The following is a 23,424-nucleotide window of genomic DNA, read 5'->3' on the forward strand; positions in this document are numbered from 1 at the left end:
GCTATGGCGGAGAGTGTGGGATTCGAACCCACGGTGGGCGTTAACCCACACACGCGTTCCAGGCGTGCGCCTTCAACCACTCGGCCAACTCTCCAAGGAATAAAATTATATCAAATATATCAATAATCTTTTTTAATTTATTTAAAATGCTTTCCAAAATAATTTCATCATCTTTTGAAGGCGCTTTAATGATTTCTTTTTTTTCGTTATTATAAATAATTGATATATTTTCATTATAGTTAGAAATAGATTTTATGTTTTTTTCGCTGGCCATTATTTTTATTTTAATTTTTTCTAAAAAGTTTTGTGTTGGTTTGTCTGTTTTTCCGAATCTGTCGATTATTTCTTTTTCTATTTCATACACTTTTTTTGTTGTTTTTGCAAGAGAAAGTCTTCTGTATAATTCAAGTCTTAGTCTGTCTTCTTTAATAATTTCCGGGCTTAGATACGCATTGATACTCAGTTTTATTTCTGTTTCATTTTGTTCTTTTGTTTCCCCGCTTAATTCTTTTAAAGTATTTTCCAGCATTTTAATATACATAGCATATCCGATGCCTTTTATCTGTCCGGACTGTTCAGCTCCTAAAATATTTCCTCCTCCTCTTATTTCTAAGTCTCTCAAAGCTAAAATACTTCCGCTTCCGAGAAATGAATTCTCTTCAAGGGCAATGAGTCTTTTTTTGGCATCTTCACTTAATTCCTCTTTGTTTTTTACAAGAAAATATGCGTATCCTTCATGCTTTCCTCTGCCGACCCTTCCTCTTATCTGGTGCAAATCCGCTATTCCGAATCTGTCTGCATTTTCTACAATTACTGTATTTACATTGGGAATGTGAATTCCACTTTCTACTATTGTAGTAGTTAAGGCTAAATCATATTTTTTGTTTATAAAATCAATGAGTCCTTTTTCTATCTGGTTTGGGGTCAGTTTGGCATGTAGTGTTAAAATTCTTAAATTTGGCAGAATATTTTGAATTTCTTCTTTTTTGTGTTCAATATAGGCAATGTTATTATATATATAAAAAATCTGCCCTCCACGTCTTATTTCTCTTAGAATCGCTTCTTTTATAACATTTTCATCCCACTCTTTTACAAATGTTTTTGTGTTTTGTTTTCCCTTTGGGGCGGTTTCTAATGTGCTTAAATCTTTTACTTTACTCAGTGCCATATTAAGGCTTCTGGGAATTGGGGTTGCTGACATATAAAGCGTATGAATATTTTCGGCAAAAGTTTTTAATTTTTCTTTTTGTTTTACGCCGAATTTATGTTCTTCGTCAATAATTACAAGGCCCAGGTTTTTATATTCCACATTTAACCCTGCATGGGTTGAAATTAAAATATTAATTTTGCCTTTTTTGACACTCTCTAAAATTTCTTTTTTTTCTTTTGCTGAAGTAAATCTGTCGAGTTTTGCTATTTTTATTTCCGGATAGTCAACAAATCTTTCTTTAAAGCTTTGATAATGCTGGTTTGTAAGAATTGTGGTAGGGGATATTACAGCAACCTGATAATTATTTTTTGCAATAATAAAACTTGCAACCATTGCGACTTCCGTTTTACCAAATCCCACATCGCCGCTTAATAATCTATCCATTATTTTTGTTTTAAAATCATTAATAATTTCTTCAATAGCTTTTTTCTGGTCAGGTGTATGGATAAAAGGCGCTTTTTTTATAAATTCATAAACTCCTTTGAAATCAAGCGGCATAGGGCTTAAGAGATGCCTTTTGGCAGAAATTTTAATAATATCGGCAGCCATTGAAAATATTTTTTCTTTAATTTTCTCTCTTTTTTTAGAAAAAGAGCTTTTTCCAAGTTTATCGAGCTGAGGCATCACCCCTCCAGGGGCGATATATTTTTCTAATAAATTCAAGTTTTCCACAGGCAAAAGCAGTTTATCATCATTTGCATAAAGAATTTCGGCAAATTCACTGACTTTTCCTAAAACTTCCATTTTTCTAAGTCCCATAAATTTGCCGATACCGTGGTTTTCGTGAACGACAAAATCGCCTTTTTTAAGTTCATCCAAAGCAAGGGTGATTCTTTTTTTCTTTTCAAATTCGGGCGAGTTTAAAGAGATTATGGTTTTATCAGGGCATTTTATATTGATTAGGCAATCGCTTTTTATCCATCTTACAACAGGCGCTTTTAATTTTACGAAATCATATAAATTGTATTCTTTTAAGAAAACTTCATTTTTAGCAATTATTTCCAATGGAGTTTTTTCATTATATAACTGTCAATTATTCAATTTTTCACTTTTAATTTTTCATTTATATCAATGCATTTTCCGTTTGGGATAATTTTTGCATTAAAGAAAGCCTGGTTAAATTCTTTGTAAAACTCTTTATATTCTTCAATCTCCTGGGTCAAATCTTTTATTAAAACAAAATCATTTAAATAATCTCTTTCAAGATACCAAAATCCGAGGGAGGAAAAATCTTTATAAAATGTTGAAAACTCGCTATTTTGACACTTTTGCAAAATTTCATTATATTCTTTTTCATCAAGTGCGGCGATTGCTGGGATAATTGAAAACTTTTCAATCTCTTCAATGCTTTTTTGGGTAATTTCATCAAATGTTCGTATACTTTCTATTTGGGTGTCAAAAAGGGAAATTCTTATCGGCTTTTCACTGTTTATCGGCCAAATGTCAAAAATATCACCCCTAAAACTGGCTTCACCTTTTTCGCTTACTATATCTACTCTCTCATATCCCCAATAAATGATTTTTTCTTTTAATTTTTCAAATTCTATTTCATCCCCAAATTCAAGGGTTATTGATTTATAATATTTTTTAAGAGGGAGTTTTTTTAAAATAGTGGAATAGGGTGAGATAAAATAGGCATTTTCATTATAATATTTAAACAATGCATTATTAAGTTCAAATATTTCATTTCTGAAACTTCTTAAATCGTCCCCAAAACCGGCTCTGAAATCCGGAAAAACAGAATAGAGGATATTCAAATATTTAAAAACTTCACCTGTTAAGAGCGCTTCTTTTAAATTTCCTGTGATTATATTTTTTTTGTTTTTTTGTAAAAATTCATAAACTTTTGCCTGCAAATTTTCTCCTTAAAAACTCTTCCACTACCGAAAAACTCCCGAATACCAGCATGGGTTTTTGTATCTGTTTAAAATCTTCTATTTCAATGCCCAGATTATTTGCAACTTTTTTTATTTTCTCTTTATACTCAATTCTTTCGTTTTTTACATCAATTAAATAAAGTTTATTTATTTTGGGTTTTAAAATTGTTAAAATCTTTTTATAATCTTTATCTTTATAGGTGTTATAAACCAAATTTACTTTTTTAGTCAAAGTATTTACAATAGCCTTTGCAGCAAGAGGATTGTGACCTACATCAATAAAAAGGTTTTTTTCAATTTCCTGCATTCTGCCAGGAAGTATTAAATCATTTATATCATTGATGCTAAAAGGTATGTTTTCTTTTTTTAAAAAACTCATAGCAAGCAGATAATTATCAAAAAGAAATTCAGCAAATTTAAAATCTTTTTTCATTTTTTCTGTTTCATTTTTTTCGAAAAACTCCAAATAATCATATATTTTGGCATTTGGTTTTAACTCCATTTTCCATTATCCAGTTTCAATTTTATTAATCTGTTTCCCGATTATCGCCTCTTTTTCAATAGCGTTTAATTTTGTGGTTGCTATTTCTTTAATTGAATTTCCCAAAAAATTTTGATGGTCATAATCAATTGGAGTAATTAATGTTATTTTTTTATCAAAAACTGCTGTTGCGTCAAATTCTCCCCCAAGGCCTGCTTCCATTATTACAAAATCAAGTCCTTCAAAGGCTATGGCCGCTAAAAGAGTGGTATACTCAAAATAACTTAGAGATTCGCTGACTTTCTCAGGCAATAGTTTTTGAAGGCGTGAGTGGGCGATTTCGAGATCTTCATCATCAATATCTTTTCCATTTATCCAAATTCTCTCATTAAATTTTAAAATATGAGGAGATGTATAATGCCCTACGCTGTAACCTTTTTTTAAAAGGGTATGGGCCAAAAATCTGCCGGTTGAGCCTTTTCCGTTTGTCCCTATTATATGAATTACAGGTTTTAAATTGATATTATTTTTTATTAAATTAAAAGCTTTTGGCATTCTTTTTAGATCTATTTCTTTGTAAAAAAGAGGTTTTTTTTCTAAAAATTTATTTAATTTACTACTCACCACTCACCACTTACTATTATTTGCATTTATCCTCTGCACAGATTCTGTTTCTTCCGCTGTTTTTTGCCAAGTAAAGTCTTTCATCTGCTTTTTTTAACACTTCTTCTTTTGAATTAACCTCTTTTCTCTCAGTGACTCCTCCTGATATTGTTATAGGAATTCTTGTGTTTTTATACATAAATTTTGTTTTTTGTACAATTTCTCTTAACTTTTTGGCAAATTTATAAGCACCGTTTTTATCTGTATTTGGCAAAATTGCAACAAATTCTTCCCCTCCAAATCTTCCTATCATATCTATATCTCTCGCATATCTTTTAAACAGCAGTCCGAGCGATTTTAAAATAACATCTCCGGCATCATGTCCGTATGTATCGTTTACATTTTTAAAATGGTCTATATCAAAAAAAACAACAGAATAATTGGTGTTATATCTGTTATAGGCCGATTCATTTTTTTTAAGCTCGTCTTCTATGGCTTTTTTGTTGGCGATGTTTGTCAGATAATCGGTTTTTATTTCGGTGGCGAGTTTTTTAAGTTTTCCTTCAAGAAAGTGAATTTTTTCTTTTAATTTTTTAATTTCTTCATCCTCTTTTTTAATTTCACAGTGAAAATTATTAAGTTCACCGTCAATGGATTTTGCTATATTTATCAGCTTTTGTTTAATGCTCTCAAAATTTTCCGCATCATGTCTCCAGTTTTGAATTTCCACTGTAATATTTTTTATTTCATTTGAAGAATCATCTGTTTTTTTAAGTATTTTTAATATTTTAATGGAAAGTCTTTCAGCAATTTTATCCAAATCTTTAATTTTTCTTTTTAACTCTTCTTTGTCAAGTTTTATTCTTTTATTCGTAAGAATTTTTAAATCTTCGGCAAACGCTTTTGTATAAATAAAAGACGGATCGTTTTTTAACTGTCTTTTAATCATTGCAATTTCATCATTCATGAAAGGGGCATAACTTGGTGAGAGTGTATAAATTATGGAATCAACCAAAAAATCGAGTTTTGGCATTTCCTCAAACTTTTCTAACAGAGCTTCTGTAATTTCTATACAGTCTTCATTTTCAACGCCTGTTATATGTTTGGCTTTTTGAATAACCCTGTTATCAAATTTATCCAAAAAATCAATCCATTCTTCCCGTAGATTTGAAAACTCTTTTTTTGTTAAATTAGGATTTAAAAAATCGAGATGTTTTATGGCAATATGTCTGCTTTTGGCAAAAGGTAAAACAACAATAACATCAAGAACCCTTTTGGTATATAAAAAAAGCTCTTCAAGGCTCTGTTTTTCTTTTTGGGGATTTATTCTGTTGAGATAATTTATTAAAAATAAAATAAGTTCATCCAAATTTCTGATATTGTAATTTTTGGCTATAATCTGATATTTTTTATCCAGTTTTGCTATATATTTTGAAATTTTATTACACTCTTCAATAATAACCTTGTGTTTTTTGGCCGCTTTGCAGAATTCTTCTTCATATTCGCCTGGGGTAAAAACATAACCTTTTGATTTAAATTTTAAAAGGGCTTCTTTTGCTATTTCGTTAATGTTCATTGATTCCGTCCTTTGTTATCAGGGCAATTAGTTTATTTAATGCATTAATAGAGGCTTTTTTAAAAGCGTTTAATTTAATCTGGTCGTTTATAACGCTGTTGGGCGATGTGGCAAAGTCATAAGTCCCGTTTACGCTGTAAGTTCTTTTTTTATTGTTTTTGTCGGTTATATCTGCCTGAAGTGTTACCGAACTTCTGTAAAGAATCGGATAACCGTTTTTGTCATAATCCAGAGGGTCAAGAGAACACGAAACAATTGAAAGAGTAATTGTCGTATTTGAATTTTGATTGGATATGTTTGAACCAAAAAGTGTATAAACGGCTTCATTCAGGGCGTCTTTTAAAAAAACGTTTTCCTGCGGCTGCTTAACGTCAATATCAACAACAACATCAATGTTTTTTCCTATTATTTTTTTTTGATAAACGCTGCTCGGTTTGTATCCGCAGCCTATTAAAAAAATGAAAAATGTAAAATAAAAAATGTAAAATAAATATTTTTTGATTGCTTATCCTTTTATTACAAAATTTATCATTCTTTTTGGCACAAAAATTTCTTTAATAATTTCTTTTCCTTCAATATATTTTTTAACCGCATTTTTGGCTGTGTTTAGAATTTCTTCTTTGTTTGCATCTGTGTTTACGGTAATTTCGGCTCTTTTCTTACCGTTTACACTTACCGGATAATGTATTTCATCTTTAATTAAAGCATTTTCGTCAATTTTAATTTCTTTAAAATTGTTTCTGTTGAATAAATTTTGGCTGATTTCACTGGCTATGTGAGGGACAATAGGTTCCAATACATTCATTAATATCCAGTAACCTTCCGTATAAACATCAATGTTCTCTATTTTATTTAATGCGTTTTAAAACTTTCCTATTGACAGCTTGTCGATTAATGTATTAAAAGCGAATGTTTTTTTGTATGTTTCTTTTGCTTTTTTTAATGTTTCATATACTTTTCTTCTTGCTTCTTTTTCCTCTTTTGTCAGTTTATTTGTGTCAATTTTAGGGATTGTGTCGGTTTTTTTGCATTTTTGAGAATTTATATATAACCTGTTTAAAAATCTGTATGCGCCCTCAACCCCGCTGTCGCTCCATTCCAGCTCCTGCTCAGGCGGAGCGGCAAAAAGAATAAAAAGCCTTGCAGTGTCGGCTCCGTATTTTTTAATAATATCATCAGGGTCTACCACATTGCCTTTTGATTTAGACATTTTAGAACCGTCTTTTAATACCATTCCCTGAGTTAACAGTCTTGCAAAACACTTACGTATCCTAAATCCCTGAGAGCTTTTGTAAAAAACCTTGCATAAAGTAAGTGTAAAATGGCATGTTCTATTCCCCCTATATACTGGTCTACCGGCATCCAGTAGTTTTCGTCTTCTTTCCTGAAAGGAACATCTTTGAATTTTCTAAAATCACTTACATATCTAAACTGATACCAGCTGCTCTCAACAAATGTATCCATTGTGTCTGTTTCACGTATTGCCTCGCCTCCGCATTTAGGACACTTTGTATATTTCCAGGTAGGATGTGTTTCAAGAGGATTGCCGCTTCCTGTGATTTCCACATCCTCAGGAAGTGTAATCGGAAGGTTTTCTATTTTTTCAGGAACTATCCCGCATTTTGGACATTTTACAAACGGAAGAGGGGCACCCCAGTATCTTTGACGGCTTATTCCCCAGTCTCTAAGACGGTAATTTGTAACTTTTTTACCGATTCCAAGCTCTTCGAATTTTTTAATAATAGCTTCTTTTGCCTTGGTGTTTAACACTCCGCTAAATTCGCCGCTGTTTATTAAAATTCCCTCACCTGTATAGGCTTTGCTTTTATCAAGTTCCCCGTTTAGAGGTTTAATAACCCATTTAATCGGAAGATTAAATTTTGTGGCAAATTCAAAATCCCTTTCATCATGGGCAGGAACCGCCATTACAGCACCGCTTCCGTATTCAACCAAAACAAAATTCGCCACCCATACCGGTATTTTTTCGCCGGTTAGCGGATGAAGCACGTCAATTCCGAGATAACATCCGTCTTTTTGCATAGACTGTCTCTCTTTAGGTAAAATGCTTCTTATTTCCCTTACCTTTTTTTCTGTTTTTTCATCCAACAATCCGTTTTCGAGCATATAATCAATTATAGGATGTTCAGGGGCTAGGGCAGAGTAGGTTATTCCGTAAATTGTATCGGGTCTTGTTGTAAAAACTTCGTATCCGTCAAATTTATTGTTAAGTTTTTCTTTGCTGTTTTGCGTCAGGTTAAATTTAAATTCAAGCCCTGTGGATTTTCCAATCCAGTTTTTCTGCATGGTGAGAACTCTTTCAGGCCAGCCGTCTTTTATTTTTTCCATATCGTTTAGCAGTTCTTCGGCATATTTTGTAATTTTGATATACCATCCCGGAAGTTCTTTTATTTCTATTGGGTTGTCGCATCTCCAGCAGCATCCGTCAATCACCTGCTCATTTGCCAATACTGTATGGCACGTTTCGCACCAGTTTACCTTTTGTGTACGTCTTTCAAGCAGGCCGTTTTCATAAAATTTAATAATAAATTCCTGCTCCCACCTTGTATATTCCGGGTCACTTGTGGCAAATTCCCTTGTTTTTGAAAAAGAAAGACCTAAAGAAGCTAATTCTTTTCTCATATAATCAATATTTTCATATGTCCATTTTTTAGGATGGACTTTATGTTTAATGGCCGCATTTTCAGCCGGCATTCCAAAACTGTCCCATCCTATCGGATGAAGTACGTTAAATCCGGATTTTCTGTAGTATCTGGCCAGTGCGTCGCCTATGGTGTAGTTTCTTACATGTCCCATATGTATTCTTCCGCTCGGGTACGGGAACATACTTAAAATATATTTTTTTGGCAGATTTTTATTTTCTTTCGGCTCGAATGCTTTTTCATCATCCCAGATTTTTTGCCATTTTTTTTCTATAACAGCTGGATTATATTGCATCAATTCTCCTTTTAATACTTTTTTACTATTCACAATTTACCACTCACTATCCACCACTCACAACTCACTAATTCATAACTCATAACTCATAACTCACCATCCAATCTATTATGTTTTGGCTATTTCTATAAAACTTAGAATTATCGTTACAATATTGGCTATTAATGCACCTATCGCCATTGCGTAAGCGGCATCCAAATCATTTTTTATTTCAAGATAAATAAAAGCCGGAATCAAATGTAAATCCGCTACTAAACTTGCCGCAAACAGTTCTGCTGCAACTATGTTTTTTACACCTATTTTCAAAATAGTCGATATCAGGTTTAAACTCAGAGCTATAAAAAGGGCCACTTTATTATGGTCATATAAAAAACCGGCAACACTTGTAAGACTCATTAATTGAAAAAACACATATATTACTTTTCCCCAGTCCATTATTGCCCTTTATATTAATTATCAATTATCAATCATGGCCGTTTTTTAAACAGCCAGATGAGTAAGCTCATTTTATATTTCTCACTACTCACCATTCACCACTCACTTTTTTTATACAACTCCGCCCTGATACATCTGGCGCATTTTTTCTTTTTCTCTTTTTCTTTTTTCAATTTCGGCAAGTCTTTTTCTGTAATCGTCAATTTTAAATCCGAGCCAGATAAGAAGCGGAGAGGCTATAAAAATAGAACTGTATGTACCTACTATAATTCCCACTAAAAGAGTGAAACTAAAAGGTCTTATAATTTCTCCTCCGAATAAGAAGAGTGTAAGTACAACAAAGAAAGTTGTTAGTGAAGTTAAAACAGTTCTTGAGAGCGTTTTAGATACCGCTTCATTAATAAGCGCCGCCAAATCATTTACTTTTGAATCTCTGACCTGCTCTCTGATTCTGTCGAATACCACTATCGTATCGTTAAGAGAATATCCCATAAGCGTTAAAATGGCCGCCAATACGTCAAGATTTGTTTCTATATGAAAAAAACTTACAGCCCCGAGTGAAATTATTGTGTCATGAAAAAGTGCCAATACACTGGCCAGGGCAAAACGCCATTCAAACCTGAACGCTACATATATTAATATTCCTATTATGGAAAAAATAAATGCACTTATTCCCTTTTCTTTTAATTCATTTCCGACCTTGGCACCTACTATATCCACTCTTCTTATATCAACATTGCCAAGAGGTTTTTAAAAGAGTTTTTTATCTCTTTTCCCAGGGATTTTCGAACATCCCCCGAAACATCGTTAACACTGAGTCTTATTAAAATTTCTTTATTGCTTCCAAATGTTGTAATGCTAGGAGAAGGGAATTTTTTAGAGACTATTTTTCTAATTTCTCCTAAATCGGCAGGTTTATCAAATTTTACCTGAATTTCAATTCCGCCTTTAAAGTCTATCCCCCAGTTAAACCCTTTTATAAAAATAGAAAACAGACTAAGCATTATTAGAATAAGTGAAATTGAAATAAATAAATTTCTTTTTCCCATAAAATTGTAAATTTTATCTTGACTAAAAAGTTCCATTTTAAGCCTTCATTCCAAAGTGTTTTGGAGTAATTTTTTTACCGCCGGCAAGTATGTATCCCCAAATGCCGTGTGTTCCGAGAATAGCTGTGAGCATACTGGCCATTATCCCTAAAGCCATGGTAATTGCAAAACCTTTAATTGTTCCGGTTCCGTATGCAAAAAGGGCAATCGCCGCAATCAAAGTTGTGATATTTGCATCAATAATGGCGCTCATTGCATTTTTATATCCTCCTTCAACTGCAGTTTTTTTGTTTTTACCTTCGCGAATTAGCTCTCTTATTCTCTCATTTATAATTACATTTGCATCCACCGACATACCGACGGTTAATACAATACCGGCCATTCCAGGAAGTGTAAGCGTTGCGCCAAAAAGCGCCATTACGGCAATAATTAAAAACAGATTTACAATAAGCGCGATGTCTGCAATAATACCTGCAAGGTTATAATACCACGCCATAAATATAACAACTATTACAAATCCGCTTATCAGTGCAATCATCGATTTTTTAATACTGTCAGCCCCAAGACTTGCACCTACGCTTCTTTGCTCAAGCAGTACCACCGGTGCCGGAAGAGAGCCGCTTCTTAAAGCTATGGCAAGAACATGGGCTTCTTCAGGGCTTCCTACGGTTATCTGGCCGCTTCCTCCTCCTATTCTTTCTTGTATGACAGGTGCTGAATAGACTTTGTTATCCACTACAATTGCAAGTCTTTTCCCTACATTTTTACCTGTAAAATCCCCAAAAATCTGGGCGCCTTGTGAATTTAGCGTAAAGAAAATGGCGGGCTGGTTTGTTTTTTGTGTAAATCCAACGGTTGCGTCCGTAATCATACTTCCGTCAAGTACAGGAGGGGTTTTTAACAGATATTTTCTATCAGGGTTATCTTTGCTCGGAAGCAGTATATCTCCGTATTTTGCAGCGTCTTTTTTAGTTATGGCTTTATGCTCGTCATCAACGGCGTACAGCTCTAAATGTGCCGAAGTGGAAATCAGTTTTCTGACAGAATCTTTTTCTTTTTCAGTTTTTATTCCCGGAAGTTCCACCACAATTTTATCAATTCCCTGTTTTGTAACACTCGGTTCGGTTAAACCGAATGCATCAAGTCTGCTTCTTATTGTCTGAATTGCCTGATTTACGGCATCTTCTTTTGTTTTTTGAATTTCAGTCGGAGTTAGTTTAATAGTATATAAAACACTCTCTTTTTGAGGTTTTTTAATTATTTGAACACCTTTTAACTTTTTTAAAATTTTATCCATTTTAGCTTCGTCATCTTTGTCTATAAGTTCAAAACTTAAAGCGTCTTTTTTAACTTTCAAACTGTCTATAAATATTTCTTTTTTGTTTGTTATATATTTGATTGTGGATGCAAATGTTTTAATTTTGTTTTTAACGGCTTCATTCCCTTTTACACCCAAAACCAAATACATTCCTCCCTGTAAATCAAGGCCCAGATTGATTTTTGGATTTTTTCCTATAAATGAGGGAATGGTAAATGCCACTCCAAAAAAGGCGGCTAATATAAATATAACCAGTCTGTAATTAAGTTTTTTCATTTTTCAACTTCTAGTTTTCTAGCAACTGCTGCTTTATCTATTTTTACTTCAACACCATCGGCTATTTTGGCTTTGATAAAGCCTTCTTCGTTTTTTGCCACTTCTGCGATAATTCCGCCTGTTGTAACTATTTTGTCACCTTTTTTCAGTTCCGCCACCATTGCCTTATGCTTTTTTGCCTGTCTTTGTTGTGGTAAAATTACAAGCAAATAAAAAATTGCAAATAATATAATAAGAGGTAATAGCGATGCGACTAAACTCGGTTGGCCTGCTGCCGGTGCTGCTGCGTATAGAAAATTCATGTGTATCCTTTTTTAAGCGATATTTTAACACAAATTCTTTGATTGTGGCAACTCTAATATCTTTACCTGTTTATTTAAACTTTTTTATGCTTAAATTTGGAATTAATGATAATTTTTTTACAAAATTTATTTTTACATTTATTTTGCTTTTGGCTTTTATTTCTTTTTTTTATATCAAACATTCTTTTTTCCAAACAGGATTTTTTATAGGAATTTTTTGGTTTTATTGGATTAGTCTTAGTTTCAGGTATTATAATTTAAGTTTTTTAATCCCTTTGGTAATTTTTGCAATAGGTGTTTTTTACGGGGTTGTTTTTTGGATTATAAAAAAAACAGAAAATTTTATAAAAAACAGTTATATGAAAAAAATTTACTATATTTTAGTATTTACTTTTGCCTTTGATTATTTAGCACCTTTTACATTTGACTGGCTGAAACCAGAAATATTATTTGTTAATTCTTTTTTCGGGATAGATAAAATTACGCTTTTAATTTTTTTTGGCGCAATTTTGTTTTATGAAATAGATAAAAAATTTTTACTTTTACTTATTATTCCGCTTTTTTTTATAAATTATGATGTTCCGAAAATGCCAAAAATTAAAATTTATCTGGCCAGTACTTATGTACCCCAGAATTTAAAATGGAAAAAGTTTTATATTCCTGTTGAAATAAAAAATAACTTTAATTTAATTAATAAAGCCATTACAAATAATTATGAAGCGGTTGTTTTACCAGAGAGCGCATTCCCTCTGTTTTTGAATCTACATCAGGATTTAATGCAGAAATTAAAAAATTTGTCTCAAAAAATTGTAATCATTACAGGGGCGCTTCATTATGAAAACCGTAAGTTTTTCAATTCAACATATATTTTTGAAAACGGTAAAGTTACTATTCTTGATAAGCATCTTCTGGTCCCTTTTGGAGAATATATCCCTCTTCCTTTTTTTCAAAAAGAAATCAACCATCTGTTTTTTGCTGACAGCAGCGATTTTTCCGTAAGTAAGAAATTTGGAGAATTTAAAATAAAAAAATTTAAATTTATTAATGCCATATGTTATGAGTTAACAAGCGAAAATTTATACAAATTAAAACCGAATTATGTGATTGGTATGAGCAATTTGGCATGGTTTAACCCTTCAATTATGCCGAGTATCCAGGAAATGCTTATAAAAATTTATGCAAAAAAATATAAAAAGGTGGTTTTTCATTCCATAAACGGGTTTAGAAGTCAAATAATTCAATGAATGGAAAATGAAGTGAATAGTAGCTAAGAAAGCAAGTTATATACCAATTGAAAATGGAAAATAATTAAAATGTTGAAATAATGAAAGTTTTATATTTTTTAAAGTAACTAATTGAGAATTGATATAACTAATTGAAAAGAAATATTAAGATAATAGACTAATATATAGTGACAGACACTCATAATAAAATTAATTATTAAAAATTTTACATTTTTCATTGTCCATTTTCAATTGTTATGGCGGAGCCGACGGGACTCGAACCCGCGACCTCCGGCGTGACAGGCCGGCATTCTAACCAGCTAAACTACGGCTCCGTATGATAAAATATATGGTGGTCGCTGCAGGGCTCGAACCTGCGACCCCCAGCTTGTAAGGCTGGTGCTCTCCCAACTGAGCTAAGCGACCGTAAAGTTTTTTGGAGATTGGCGTCCCCAACGAGATTTGAACTCGTGTCGCCGCCGTGAAAGGGCGGTGTCCTAGACCTCTAGACGATGGGGACCAAGTGGTGACCCGTGTTGGATTCGAACCAACGGCCCTCTGCTTAAAAGGCAGATGCTCTACCGACTGAGCTAACGGGTCAGTCATTTGTGGAGTGAAATTATAAGAAAAAAATATTTGCTTGTCAAGAAAAAACAAAATAGGCACTGACTAAATAATGGAAAAGTAAAAATATGACAGCGTAGCGGAATTTAGCGAAAATTTTGCGTTTAAAAAATTGCACCGAGCCCTTAGGGCTGCAGGCGTATGAAGTGCAAGTTTGCACAAATTCATCGCCGTGCGAGCCTAAAAACGACAAGCAGTTGTCGTTTTATTAACGGCTCTCCTGTTTGCAATTTTTAGCAAAATTTGAGCGGTGCATTAGCAAAATGAAGCTCTGAAGCTGCCATATTTTTATCTTTGTAGTTATTTTTGTATATTATTACCATTTACTCAGTGCCACAAAATAATACGGGTAAAATAAAATTAAAGAGATTTGATTATTTCTATAATCTCTTTTTTGTCTATTTTATTTTTTTCACCTTTATAAATATTGGCTTCAAGTTTTTTTAATATTTCATCTATTTTTTTGTTCCCGGCAAAAGGAAGCAATAATTGAAAAAGCTCTTTATTGTCTGCTTTTTTGATTTGTTCATAAATATCTTTTTTTGGAAATTTTATTTTATATAAACTTAAACTTAACAGCAGTGTAATTAAAACCCCTAAAACAAAAGCGATTAATATTAAAATATAATTTGTTTTATATACAATTTTTGTTTTAATTTTTACCGGATGGGTGAAATTTTCTGTTTTTGGCAGATTTATCATAGAATTTTCTATTTTTATATATAAAGGGTTGCTTTTTACTTCTTTGAATTTTCGGTTAAATTCCAATAATGAAACGGGTGAGAGATTAATATCTTTTGGGCTTAACACGGTAAATTCTTTTTGATAAACGCCGCAAAGTCTGTTATTTATAATTTTTGTTTTCAATACAGGTTTTTTTTCATATATTGTGGCGTTTTTTATATTTAATTTGAAATTTTTCATATCATAAAAATCTCCGCATCCGCTTATTTTCAATGTTATATGAACGGGCGTGTTTGCAAGCGCTTCTTTTTTGTCAGCACTTAATGTTATGTTAAAATCGCCCCAGATACTGTTTTGGGGAATCGGTTTTACTTTTAATTTTACTTCATTTGATACTATTCTTTTATATCTGATAAAAGCGGCTGAAAAGAAAGGGTCATCAAACGGGTTTTCTTTTTGCAAAATTCCGATATTGGCCAGAATAGGCCCTATTTCAAAAATTCCGCTTTTTTGAGGTATTATCAAAAATTTATATTCGGTTATTTTATAATTGTTTTTAATAAAAGTTTTGCTGGAAATTTGATTTATTAAAAAATCCTGAAGTGTAGGCCTTTGAATCTGAATACTCTGCGGATTTGCATCAATATTTTGGGAAAATTTAATGGTTAATATCCTTCCTTCCCCTAAGAAACTTTCATTTTTGTCTAAACTGAGAGTCAAATCATAGTTTTTATCATTTGTTTTTTCCAATTTATGAACGGTAATTTTTATCGGCTTTGTATAAAAGGTTTTGCCGTCTACAATAACTTTAAAAGAAGGTATTGTTATATTTTTTAAAGGATAAAAAATATAACTTCTGGAAATTTGTGTGTTCATTTTTCCGTTTATAATAGTCACATTTTCACTCTTTGCGCTTCCCTGCACTTTATATGGTCCTATTTGCGCAATATCCGGCATTTTTACATTTTTACCTTCCGCCGTGATTGTGAAAATTACTTCATCGCCTTCGGATATGTCAGTTTTGTTTACGTTTACGTTTACGTTTACATTTGCAAAAAGTAAAACCGCTATTAATAAAATAAATTTTTTCATTTTAATCCTTTAGAGGTATTATTAAAGAATTGAAATTTAAATTTTTTAATGTTTTTTCATAAAATTTCATTCTTAAATCTGTTGTATTGTTTTCTTTTTTTTGTGTTTTCATTTTAGCATTTTTTAATGAATTTTTTTCTAAATCAGATTTTTGCTGCTTTTTTTGCAACGGATTTTTGTTTTTTGATTTATTTGATTTATTTTTTGTTTGTTTATGTTCGGGTTTGTTTTGTTTTTTACCGGTAGCGTTTTTTTTGTTTTTATTAAGGTCTTTATTTTGGGAACTGTGTTTTTTTTGAGAATTTTTATTGTTTGAATTATTGTTTTTTGATTTATTTTTTCTTTTTTTAAGCAGTTTTTCAATCAGTTTCAGATTATATTCGGCATCTTTGTCTTTTTTTAAATTAATGGCTTTTTTATACATTTCAACAGCTTTATTAAATTCTTTTAATCTGACATATGCGTTTCCTGAATTGTAATATTTCTCAAAAAGTAAATTTTTATCTTTTATTTTTGAATAGAGTGTCAATGCTTTTTTATAATTTTTCGCTTTGTAATAACTGTTTGCCGCATCTAAAAGGGCTTTATCGGAATGGATTTTTTCATATTCTTTAGCCGCTTTTATATATTCTTTGTTTTTAAAATAATTATTTGCCTTAAGAATATGAAAAAAATCAAATGCAAATAAAAATTTAAACATAATTAAAAATATAATTATTCTCATCTTCTGCCTTTAAAAAGAGCTAAAAATATGAATAAAATCCCCAAAAACAGAGGATAATAAAACAGCTCTTTTTTGTCTTTTATTTTTATCACTCTTTTTTTATTTATTGAATTTATCATACTAGAGAGATTTTTAATATCAGTGTTCAGATAACTTGCATAAACTATTCCTCCGTTTGTAATCATGGCAAAATTTTCCATTGCTTTGTTTTGCTGTTTGCCTATAAAATATATAAAAACCTTAAGGTTTTTATTTTTTGCTTCCTCCAAAGCTTTTTTCGAAGCCGTGCTGTTAGTAAAAATCACCAAAACTTTAGGATTTTTAAATTCGTCTACCGTTTTTATCAGATTATAAAAGTCTGGGTAAAAAGAGGTTTGTATTTTAGGAATGTGTTTTAAAAGATAAACAATCGAATTATAATCACTGCTTAAAGGAGAGAGTAGATAAACATCTTTATCGAATAAAAGAAGCGAGACTGGCTCATAATTTAAATATTTTACAAATTTTGAGAATTTGTTTTTTGCAAATTCCAAATTGTTGGGGTAAAAATCATTTTTTTGCATATGTTTGCTTATGTCCAGCCCTATTATTACATTTGTTTTCGGAAGTTTGACATTTATATAGCCGTTGTTTATCACAGGGCGGCAAAGTGCTGTAACCAACAGTAAAAAGGCAATTAAAAAGAAATAATTTTTTTGGGAATAAACGGTTATTTTTTTAAGTGTGTTTAATTTTCTGTGTTTTAAAAAAAGAGAAATAAAACTTAACAGTATTAATGCCCACGGGTTTAAAATTTCCATTTAAGCTGCCTTTTGTAAACCGTTATTAATAAAAATAAAATTCCCAAAAAGAGAGGGTATTCGAAATAATAAATTTTATTTATTATTGTTTTTAATAATATACTGCTTTTTTCGAGCCTGTTTATTGTTTCATAAACCTGTTTCAGTTCATCTTTTGAAAATACGTCAAAAAATTTTCCTCCGGTTTTATTTGCTATCAACCTTAATGTTACAGGGTCTATTTCGTTTCCTATACCTACAGTGTAAACCCTGATTTTCTCTTTTTTAAGTTTTTTTAATGTTACGTCAATAGGGGTTATTGATGCGTTGTCCATTCCGTCTGTTACAAGTATTATTATCTTGTTTTTTGCGTGTGAATGTTTAAAAAGATTGTTTGAGAGAAACAGGGCGTCGTAAATAGCCGTTTTTTCTCCTGCGATTCCGGGATATATTCTTTTTAATATTTCATTTAATGCTTTTTTGTCCGGGGTCAGTGGTGAAGCAATATATGCAATATTTCCAAAAATAACAAGACCGACTCTGTCGTTTTTTCTTTTTTTTATAAAAGCTCTTATTACATTTTTTGCAATGTTTATTTTGTTAAACTGAGCCATCGACCCGCTTGTATCCAGATCAATTACAATATCGTAGCCTTTCTTTTGAATGTTGGTGATTATTTTTGTTTTTACGGGGCTGGCAAGTGCAATGCTTAAAAAAAGTATGCTCAAAAATTCCCATATATTGATAAATTTTCTGTTTTTTAAAATAAAAGCATTTGGAAAAATTATTTTATCGCTTCTCAAAGGGCATTTTAAACGGCAGAATATATAAATCAGAGGAATTATTAAAAACAAAGGATATTCAAACATGAATTTCCTTTATAAAATTTTTTAAATTTTGTTTATCTTCATTGCTTAAAGGCGGGACTTCTTTTTTGTATTTGTATTTTTCAAGCGAATTTACGATTTGCTGATATTTTTCTTTATTTTCTTCATTTATAAAAAACCTTGCAAGTGCGCTGAATTCATAAGCGGCTTTTTTTGAATCATTAAAATCGATGTTTTGAAGTTTTTTTAATATTTCTTTTTTAGGATTTTTCTTTTTCAGCTTTTTAAACAAAAAAAGAGTTATAAAAATTAAAATAAGTAAAATAACAGCTGCAAAAGCGCTAAATTCCCAATCTATTATTGTAACATTCGGTTTTATATCACGAATCGGAATCATTTAAAAAGCCTTATCAGTTTAGGAATGGGATTCTCATCTGTATAAATTTTGACAAATGGAATTTTCAGTTTTTTAAAATGCAGAAAATTCTGTTTATCAACTTTTTGAATATACATATTTATTTTTTTTGCATCACTGTTTGTAAAATTGACATTGACATCTTCTTTTTTTACAGGGTCAAACAGTGTTATATCTCCTCTGAAAGGGGGGTTTTCTTCCGCAATATCTCTTAATACGATGACGAATGTTTCATGCTTTAAATAACTTAAATCAATTTTTTCAAAAAAATCTCCTATTAAAATAAGAAGCGATTTTCTAAATTTGTTTAAAATTTTCAAATCTCCGGGGCAGGTGTTTAAAAAGTCGATATTTTTTATTTTTTGAGTATATGCAATATGGGTTTTTATATTTTTTGTAGGTTTGAAGATAACGGGGGTTTTTTCTAAAATAACCATCTCAACCCTGTTATCCTCTTTTATTGCCTCTATGCCCAAAAATTCAATTAAGCCCTGGAGATATTCGCTTTTTAATGTTTTTATTCCAAAATGCAGACTCGGTGTGGGAAGAATGGCGATTATAATTCTAAGTTCCCTTTCTTCGTCATATTCTTTTACAAGCGGCTTATTTATTTTGGCGGAAATTTTCCAGTCTATTTTTTTTGCATCTTCATTGAATCCGTATTCCCTGAATTCCCTGAAATCAAGTCCTTCACCTTTAAAACGGCTTAAATTGCGGCCCTGAAGGATGGAAAAAATTCTTTTTTTTGTTTTAAATTTAATCATGGCAAAGGAATACTCTTTAGTATTTTTCCTATGATTTTATCTTCGTTTATTTCATCGATTTCTGCTTTATAGCTTAAAACAAGCCTGTGTCTTAAAATATCGGGTGCTAATTTTGCAATATCGAGCGGTGTTACATAATCTTTGTTCTGTATCATGGCATAAGCCCTTGCGGCATTAAAAAGTGAAATAGTTGCTCTCGGAGACGCTCCGTAATCAATGTATTCTTCGATATTTATATTATATTTTTCAGGGCTTCTTGTAGCTTCAACAATTTTAACAATATATTTTAAAACTTCTTCATCCATATGAATTTCTTTTATTTTATCCCTGAGGGCTAAAATGTCTTCTTTGTCCGCCACTTTTTTAACTTCTTTTTTTAAATCGAGTCTTTTAATAATTTCCATTTCTTCTTCGAAACTGTTGTATCCTATAACTATTTTCATTAAAAACCTATCAAGCTGTGCCGCCGGAAGAGGGTAGGTACCTTCTTCTTCGATCGGGTTTTGAGTGGCAATTACCAAAAAAGGCTCATCTATTTTATATGTATTGTTCCCTATTGTTACCTGGCGTTCCTGCATAACCTCCAAAAGGGCGCTTTGAACTTTGGCGGGTGCACGGTTTATTTCGTCTGCTAAAAGTAAATTTGTAAATGCCGGTCCTTTTTTTGTTTCAAATTCATCTGTTTTGGGATTAAAAATTTCTATTCCTGTAATGTCACTTGGGAGTAAATCCGGGGTAAACTGTACCCTTTTAAAATCCAGATTCACTGTTTTTGAGAGTGTGTTTACACTTGTCGTTTTTGCAATACCGGGTACGCCTTCTATTAAAAGGTGGGAGTCTGTGATTAACGCCAAAAGCATTGAGTCTATAAGTTTTTCATGGCCTACAACAATTTTTTGGATTTCTTCTTTTATTTTTTGTATAATCTCCATTAGCGGCCTTTTTTTATTATAATTTTAAATCAAATTAATTAAAAACAAATTAAGGAGTGGAAATGAAAAAATTAATCTTTGCGGTAATTGCACTGTTTATGTTTAGCGGATGTACACAAATGTATAATTCAAACGAAGTCGATTTAGAACAGACAAACGGGATTTATACTTATCAAAAAGGGCGCGTAACAGATGTCAGACTGGTTACAATAAGAGACAATGGAAGCGGTACAATGATTGGAGCACTGGTCGGAACAGTATTAGGCAGTATGTTTGGACACGGCAAAGGAAATGCCCTTACAACCCTTGCGGGAGGACTCAGCGGTGCGTATGTGGGAACTCAGGCGGATAAGGCAAACGGTGAAGAGCTTTATATCCATTTGAACGACGGAAGGGATATAGTGACAATAGTAAAAGGTGTTGCTTTTGGTAAAGGGGAATGCGTAAGGGTTGTATTTAACGGGAACAGAATTTTAAGGGTAGAGCGCTGTTATTAACGCTCTATATTTTAAATTTTGATAGTTCTTTTAATAATTTCTGAAGAGCGGATTTTAATGAATTTGTTACACTTGAAATTGTTTGGGATATTTTAAGGTTTGTATCGGAAATTTTTGTTAATGTGTCGGTGTTGTTTAGAAGCTGTTTTGAATAATGGGACATTATTGTTACGTTTTTGGTGGCTTCTTTTGCATAGTTTATATTTTCTTTGTTTATATCCAATATTTGAGTCAATTCTTCTTTTATTTTTGTTGTTTCATCTGCAACTTTGTTCATTTTTTTAGAATTGTTATTAATCTCGCTGGATGTTTTTTCTATTGTGGAAGTAATCGTTTTTACAATATTTTCTATATCCCTTAAACTTTCTGTGCTTTTTTCCGCAAGTTTTCTTACCTCATCTGCAACAACTGCGAATCCTCTCCCGTGCTCACCCGCTCTTGCCGCTTCTATTGCCGCGTTAAGGGCAAGTAATTCTGTCTGTTCTGTTATTTCGTTTATTATTTTTAATACATTTTTTATTTCATCCGTTTGGGCATTCAGATTGGTTAATAAATCATTTAATTCTATTTCTTTTGTGTTTATTTCCAATATTTCGTTTATTTCACCTTCAAGCGAAATTGCGAAATTTTCCAGAAAATCCGCTGTTTTTATCAATGTTTCCGTTGTAAAAGAGACAGACTCTTCCGTTTTATCCAGATGTTCCCCGAGTTTATTTGAAATGTCTGCTATGTCTTTGGCCTCTTTGTCCGTCTGGGCAATTGTTTCTTTTAATTCGAAGGTAACTTTTTCGAGCTGATTTGTATTGGTTCTTATTGTAGAACTTATTGTTTTAATATCTGTTATAACATTTTTTACATTATTAATAAATTTATTTATATAATCAGCCGCAAGTTTTATTTCATTTTGCTGTTTTATAATGATCTGTTTTGTTAAATCGCCTTCCCCTTCACTCAGTTCTTTTGATACGCTGATATATTCCCTTACAGGTTTTACAACATATATTTCCAATAAATAATAAGCCGCTATCTGGATAACAACGGCTATTATCAAATGTTCCCCGGCTGTTTCCCAAAAATGGGCATAATCAACCATATATGTGTATATTAAAAGAACGGCGCTTGTCAGTATATTGATAATAAGAGGCTCTATTTTAAAATCTTTAATAATGGAATGCATTTTATATCCTTTTGACATTAAAAGTTTTTGTAAGATTTAAATCATCAAGCATTTCGTAAAGAACAGGGTCTTTTACTTCAAGAATAACTTTTTTTTCCATATCTGTGAGTTTTAAAAGTTCTCCTATAATACTCGAAGGCAGAGAAAAGCTGTCTTTTATTTTAACAATAATACTGTCTTTATCGCTCAAAGAATAAAGAGCGTTAATTATTTTTTCCGCATCTTCGATGGTTGTGATATTCCCTTCTATTGTTAAAATATTGTTGTTTATACTCAAATTCATTTTGTTTCCTTTAAAAAAATTTTTATTTTATTGCCTTTTTCATTTATAAAAATTCCGTCGCTTAAATTTCTGATAATTTTAAAACCTTTTCCGTGATGTTTCAAATGCAAGGCGTTTGAAAGATTTTTTCTTTCAAATCCTTCTGTGTTGTCTTCGTAAAGTAATTTTAACATAAATTTATTTTTATAAAGTTTTATTTTGATTTTATTGTTTATATTTTTGAATTTGGGGAAATTTTTTATTAGGGCGTTTTCTTTTTGTTTTTTTGTATTTATTTTTAAAACGGAATGTTCTATAACATTCATAAAAATTTCATGTAAAATAAAAATTATTTTTTCTTTTTGGGGTAAAGAACTAAGCTCTATTTCTTTTAGTGTATCATCTAAATTTTGCTGTGATATTAAAATCTCTTTTTCAAAAATTTTATCCATTATAAAATCATCTTTTCTCATCATAAAAATACTGATATCATCTGTCTGGGCAGCTTTTTCATTAAAATCTCTGATTATGTCTTTTAAAAAAACGGCATTATCAAAACTTTTTAAAAATTCGGAATAATAAACACCGCTTTTGTTTTTCAATATTGATTCAATCAGTCCGTCGCTTGTTGAAACCATTTTTTCAGGGTATTTAAAAACATCAATATTAAAATTTTTTGTTTCCTCCCTGATAGGTAAATTATTTGCTTTTATTTTTCCTTTTTCTGTAAAAATAGGCGGCTGTCCGAAATTGGCATATAATACTTTGTTGTTTTTTATATAAATAAATTTTGCACATAAGATTTCATTGTCTATTAAAATTGATTTTACATAATTTATAAAATCTCTTAAAAGTTTTTCAAAATTAAAATCATTGTATTCCAATGCTTTCTTTAAAGAATGTCTGACAAAACTTATTGAGTTAATTGCACTCAATGCTGCTGAAATTCCTTTTCCCATTGCATCAACCATAACACATAAATATTCATTTTCTTTTATAATCTTAGAATATATCATATCTCCGTTTAATGTGTCTTTCGGTTTAAAATATACATCAAAAAGTATATCTTTTTCAAAAAACATTTCAAGTTCGTTTTCTGTGAGTTTCAGTTGTTTTTTTAATGCGTTTTCTTCCTGTTTTTTTCTATAATCAAGCAGCATAAAATCCCTTTTGGTTTTAAGATATAAAATAATAACAAATTATGTTATACTTTCATTAGTGACAGACACAATATTAAGTGAGTAGTGAGTAGTAAAAATTAAAGTGCAATTTATAACTCAACATTCATAATTAACAATATTAACAATTTACTACTCACCATTTTTCATGTTTTTACCATCTT

The 23,424-nt window shown here is 31.3% G+C and carries 19 protein-coding genes, 5 tRNA genes and 3 pseudogenes; 2 read left to right on the plus strand and 25 right to left on the minus strand.

From position 1 onward, the window contains the following. Positions 1–4 precede the first annotated feature (4 nt). The 11 genes and pseudogenes from DZ65_RS0105320 to yajC form a co-directional block, all read right to left on the minus strand. A tRNA-Ser gene (locus DZ65_RS0105320) sits at positions 5–94 on the minus strand. Positions 95–253: 159 nt separating this feature from the next. Then, positions 254–1,969: pseudogene (locus DZ65_RS11040) on the minus strand (DEAD/DEAH box helicase); the annotation flags it as partial. Between the two features lie 278 nt (positions 1,970–2,247). After that, complete coding sequence (locus DZ65_RS11045; protein WP_024791329.1) at positions 2,248–3,066, minus strand: hypothetical protein; 819 nt, start codon at positions 3,064–3,066, stop codon at positions 2,248–2,250. After that, positions 3,047–3,589, minus strand: coding sequence for a hypothetical protein (locus DZ65_RS11050; protein WP_236617360.1), 543 nt, complete (start codon positions 3,587–3,589; stop codon positions 3,047–3,049). Before DZ65_RS11050 ends, DZ65_RS11045 begins: the two co-directional genes overlap by 20 nt. A 6-nt stretch (positions 3,590–3,595) precedes the next feature. Further along, positions 3,596–4,192, minus strand: a complete 597-nt coding sequence (locus tag DZ65_RS11055; RefSeq protein ID WP_236617361.1) for a Mur ligase family protein — start codon at positions 4,190–4,192, stop codon at positions 3,596–3,598. A gap of 16 nt (positions 4,193–4,208) precedes the next feature. After that, positions 4,209–5,747, minus strand: coding sequence for a GGDEF domain-containing protein (locus DZ65_RS0105345; RefSeq protein WP_024791330.1), 1,539 nt, complete (start codon positions 5,745–5,747; stop codon positions 4,209–4,211). A gap of 505 nt (positions 5,748–6,252) precedes the next feature. Continuing rightward, positions 6,253–8,702, minus strand: a pseudogene (gene leuS / locus DZ65_RS09955) (leucine--tRNA ligase). A 108-nt stretch (positions 8,703–8,810) separates the two neighbouring features. After that, a complete protein-coding gene (locus tag DZ65_RS0105355; RefSeq protein ID WP_024791331.1) occupies positions 8,811–9,137 on the minus strand; it encodes a DUF6394 family protein in 327 nt (108 codons plus the stop codon). Positions 9,138–9,248: 111 nt separating this feature from the next. Continuing rightward, a pseudogene (gene secF, locus DZ65_RS11500) lies at positions 9,249–10,222 on the minus strand (protein translocase subunit SecF). A 1-nt stretch (position 10,223) separates the two neighbouring features. Further along, positions 10,224–11,780: a protein translocase subunit SecD gene (gene secD / locus DZ65_RS0105365; protein ID WP_024791332.1), complete on the minus strand. Its 1,557-nt coding sequence runs from the start codon at positions 11,778–11,780 to the stop codon at positions 10,224–10,226. Continuing rightward, the gene (gene yajC, locus DZ65_RS09970) at positions 11,777–12,082 is read right to left on the minus strand and encodes a preprotein translocase subunit YajC (protein ID WP_024791333.1); all 306 of its coding nucleotides are present in this window, start codon (positions 12,080–12,082) and stop codon (positions 11,777–11,779) included. Before yajC ends, secD begins: the two co-directional genes overlap by 4 nt. Here yajC and DZ65_RS0105375 point away from each other — a divergent pair. Beyond that, a complete protein-coding gene (locus DZ65_RS0105375) occupies positions 12,028–13,326 on the plus strand; it encodes an apolipoprotein N-acyltransferase (RefSeq protein WP_084021790.1) in 1,299 nt (432 codons plus the stop codon). The genes yajC and DZ65_RS0105375 overlap by 55 nt on opposite strands. A gap of 237 nt (positions 13,327–13,563) precedes the next feature. Here the strand turns inward: DZ65_RS0105375 and DZ65_RS0105380 are convergent. From DZ65_RS0105380 to DZ65_RS0105430, 11 genes are all read right to left on the minus strand, one after another. Continuing rightward, positions 13,564–13,640, minus strand: a tRNA-Asp gene (locus tag DZ65_RS0105380). Positions 13,641–13,655: 15 nt separating this feature from the next. Then, positions 13,656–13,731, minus strand: a tRNA-Val gene (locus DZ65_RS0105385). A gap of 18 nt (positions 13,732–13,749) precedes the next feature. Continuing rightward, a tRNA-Glu gene (locus tag DZ65_RS0105390) sits at positions 13,750–13,825 on the minus strand. 4 nt (positions 13,826–13,829) lie between these two features. Next, positions 13,830–13,905: transfer RNA gene (locus DZ65_RS0105395), tRNA-Lys, on the minus strand. A 384-nt stretch (positions 13,906–14,289) separates the two neighbouring features. Then, complete coding sequence (locus tag DZ65_RS0105400) at positions 14,290–15,705, minus strand: BatD family protein (RefSeq protein WP_024787639.1); 1,416 nt, start codon at positions 15,703–15,705, stop codon at positions 14,290–14,292. Between the two features lies 1 nt (position 15,706). Next, entirely contained in the window at positions 15,707–16,429 is a 723-nt protein-coding gene (locus DZ65_RS0105405) for a lipopolysaccharide assembly protein LapB (RefSeq protein WP_024790878.1), read from the minus strand. Beyond that, entirely contained in the window at positions 16,426–17,229 is an 804-nt protein-coding gene (locus DZ65_RS0105410; RefSeq protein ID WP_024787641.1) for a VWA domain-containing protein, read from the minus strand. Before DZ65_RS0105410 ends, DZ65_RS0105405 begins: the two co-directional genes overlap by 4 nt. Beyond that, complete coding sequence (locus tag DZ65_RS0105415; protein WP_024787642.1) at positions 17,217–18,077, minus strand: VWA domain-containing protein; 861 nt, start codon at positions 18,075–18,077, stop codon at positions 17,217–17,219. The genes DZ65_RS0105410 and DZ65_RS0105415 overlap by 13 nt, the downstream gene beginning before the upstream one ends. Beyond that, a complete protein-coding gene (locus DZ65_RS0105420) occupies positions 18,070–18,432 on the minus strand; it encodes a hypothetical protein (RefSeq protein WP_024787643.1) in 363 nt (120 codons plus the stop codon). Before DZ65_RS0105420 ends, DZ65_RS0105415 begins: the two co-directional genes overlap by 8 nt. Then, entirely contained in the window at positions 18,429–19,214 is a 786-nt protein-coding gene (locus tag DZ65_RS0105425) for a DUF58 domain-containing protein (RefSeq protein ID WP_024790879.1), read from the minus strand. The genes DZ65_RS0105420 and DZ65_RS0105425 overlap by 4 nt, the downstream gene beginning before the upstream one ends. Further along, positions 19,211–20,146: a MoxR family ATPase gene (locus tag DZ65_RS0105430; protein WP_024787645.1), complete on the minus strand. Its 936-nt coding sequence runs from the start codon at positions 20,144–20,146 to the stop codon at positions 19,211–19,213. The genes DZ65_RS0105425 and DZ65_RS0105430 overlap by 4 nt, the downstream gene beginning before the upstream one ends. 62 nt (positions 20,147–20,208) lie before the next feature. Between DZ65_RS0105430 and DZ65_RS0105435 the strand changes: the two genes are divergently transcribed. Next, positions 20,209–20,643, plus strand: a complete 435-nt coding sequence (locus tag DZ65_RS0105435; protein ID WP_024787646.1) for a glycine zipper 2TM domain-containing protein — start codon at positions 20,209–20,211, stop codon at positions 20,641–20,643. 4 nt (positions 20,644–20,647) lie between these two features. Here the strand turns inward: DZ65_RS0105435 and DZ65_RS0105440 are convergent, their stop codons facing one another. From DZ65_RS0105440 to DZ65_RS0105450, 3 genes are read right to left on the minus strand one after another with little or no spacing between them, the layout of a single operon-like run. Further along, on the minus strand, positions 20,648–21,820 hold the full coding sequence (locus DZ65_RS0105440; protein ID WP_024791335.1) for a methyl-accepting chemotaxis protein: 1,173 nt from the start codon (positions 21,818–21,820) through the stop codon (positions 20,648–20,650). A gap of 1 nt (position 21,821) precedes the next feature. Beyond that, on the minus strand, positions 21,822–22,103 hold the full coding sequence (locus tag DZ65_RS0105445) for a hypothetical protein (protein WP_024787648.1): 282 nt from the start codon (positions 22,101–22,103) through the stop codon (positions 21,822–21,824). Beyond that, entirely contained in the window at positions 22,100–23,242 is a 1,143-nt protein-coding gene (locus tag DZ65_RS0105450) for a SpoIIE family protein phosphatase (protein WP_024790880.1), read from the minus strand. The genes DZ65_RS0105445 and DZ65_RS0105450 overlap by 4 nt, the downstream gene beginning before the upstream one ends. Positions 23,243–23,424 lie beyond the last annotated feature (182 nt).

Origin of the sequence: Lebetimonas sp. JS032 (assembly GCF_000523315.1) — a bacterium.
In the GTDB taxonomy this organism is placed as follows: domain Bacteria; phylum Campylobacterota; class Campylobacteria; order Campylobacterales; family Nautiliaceae; genus Lebetimonas.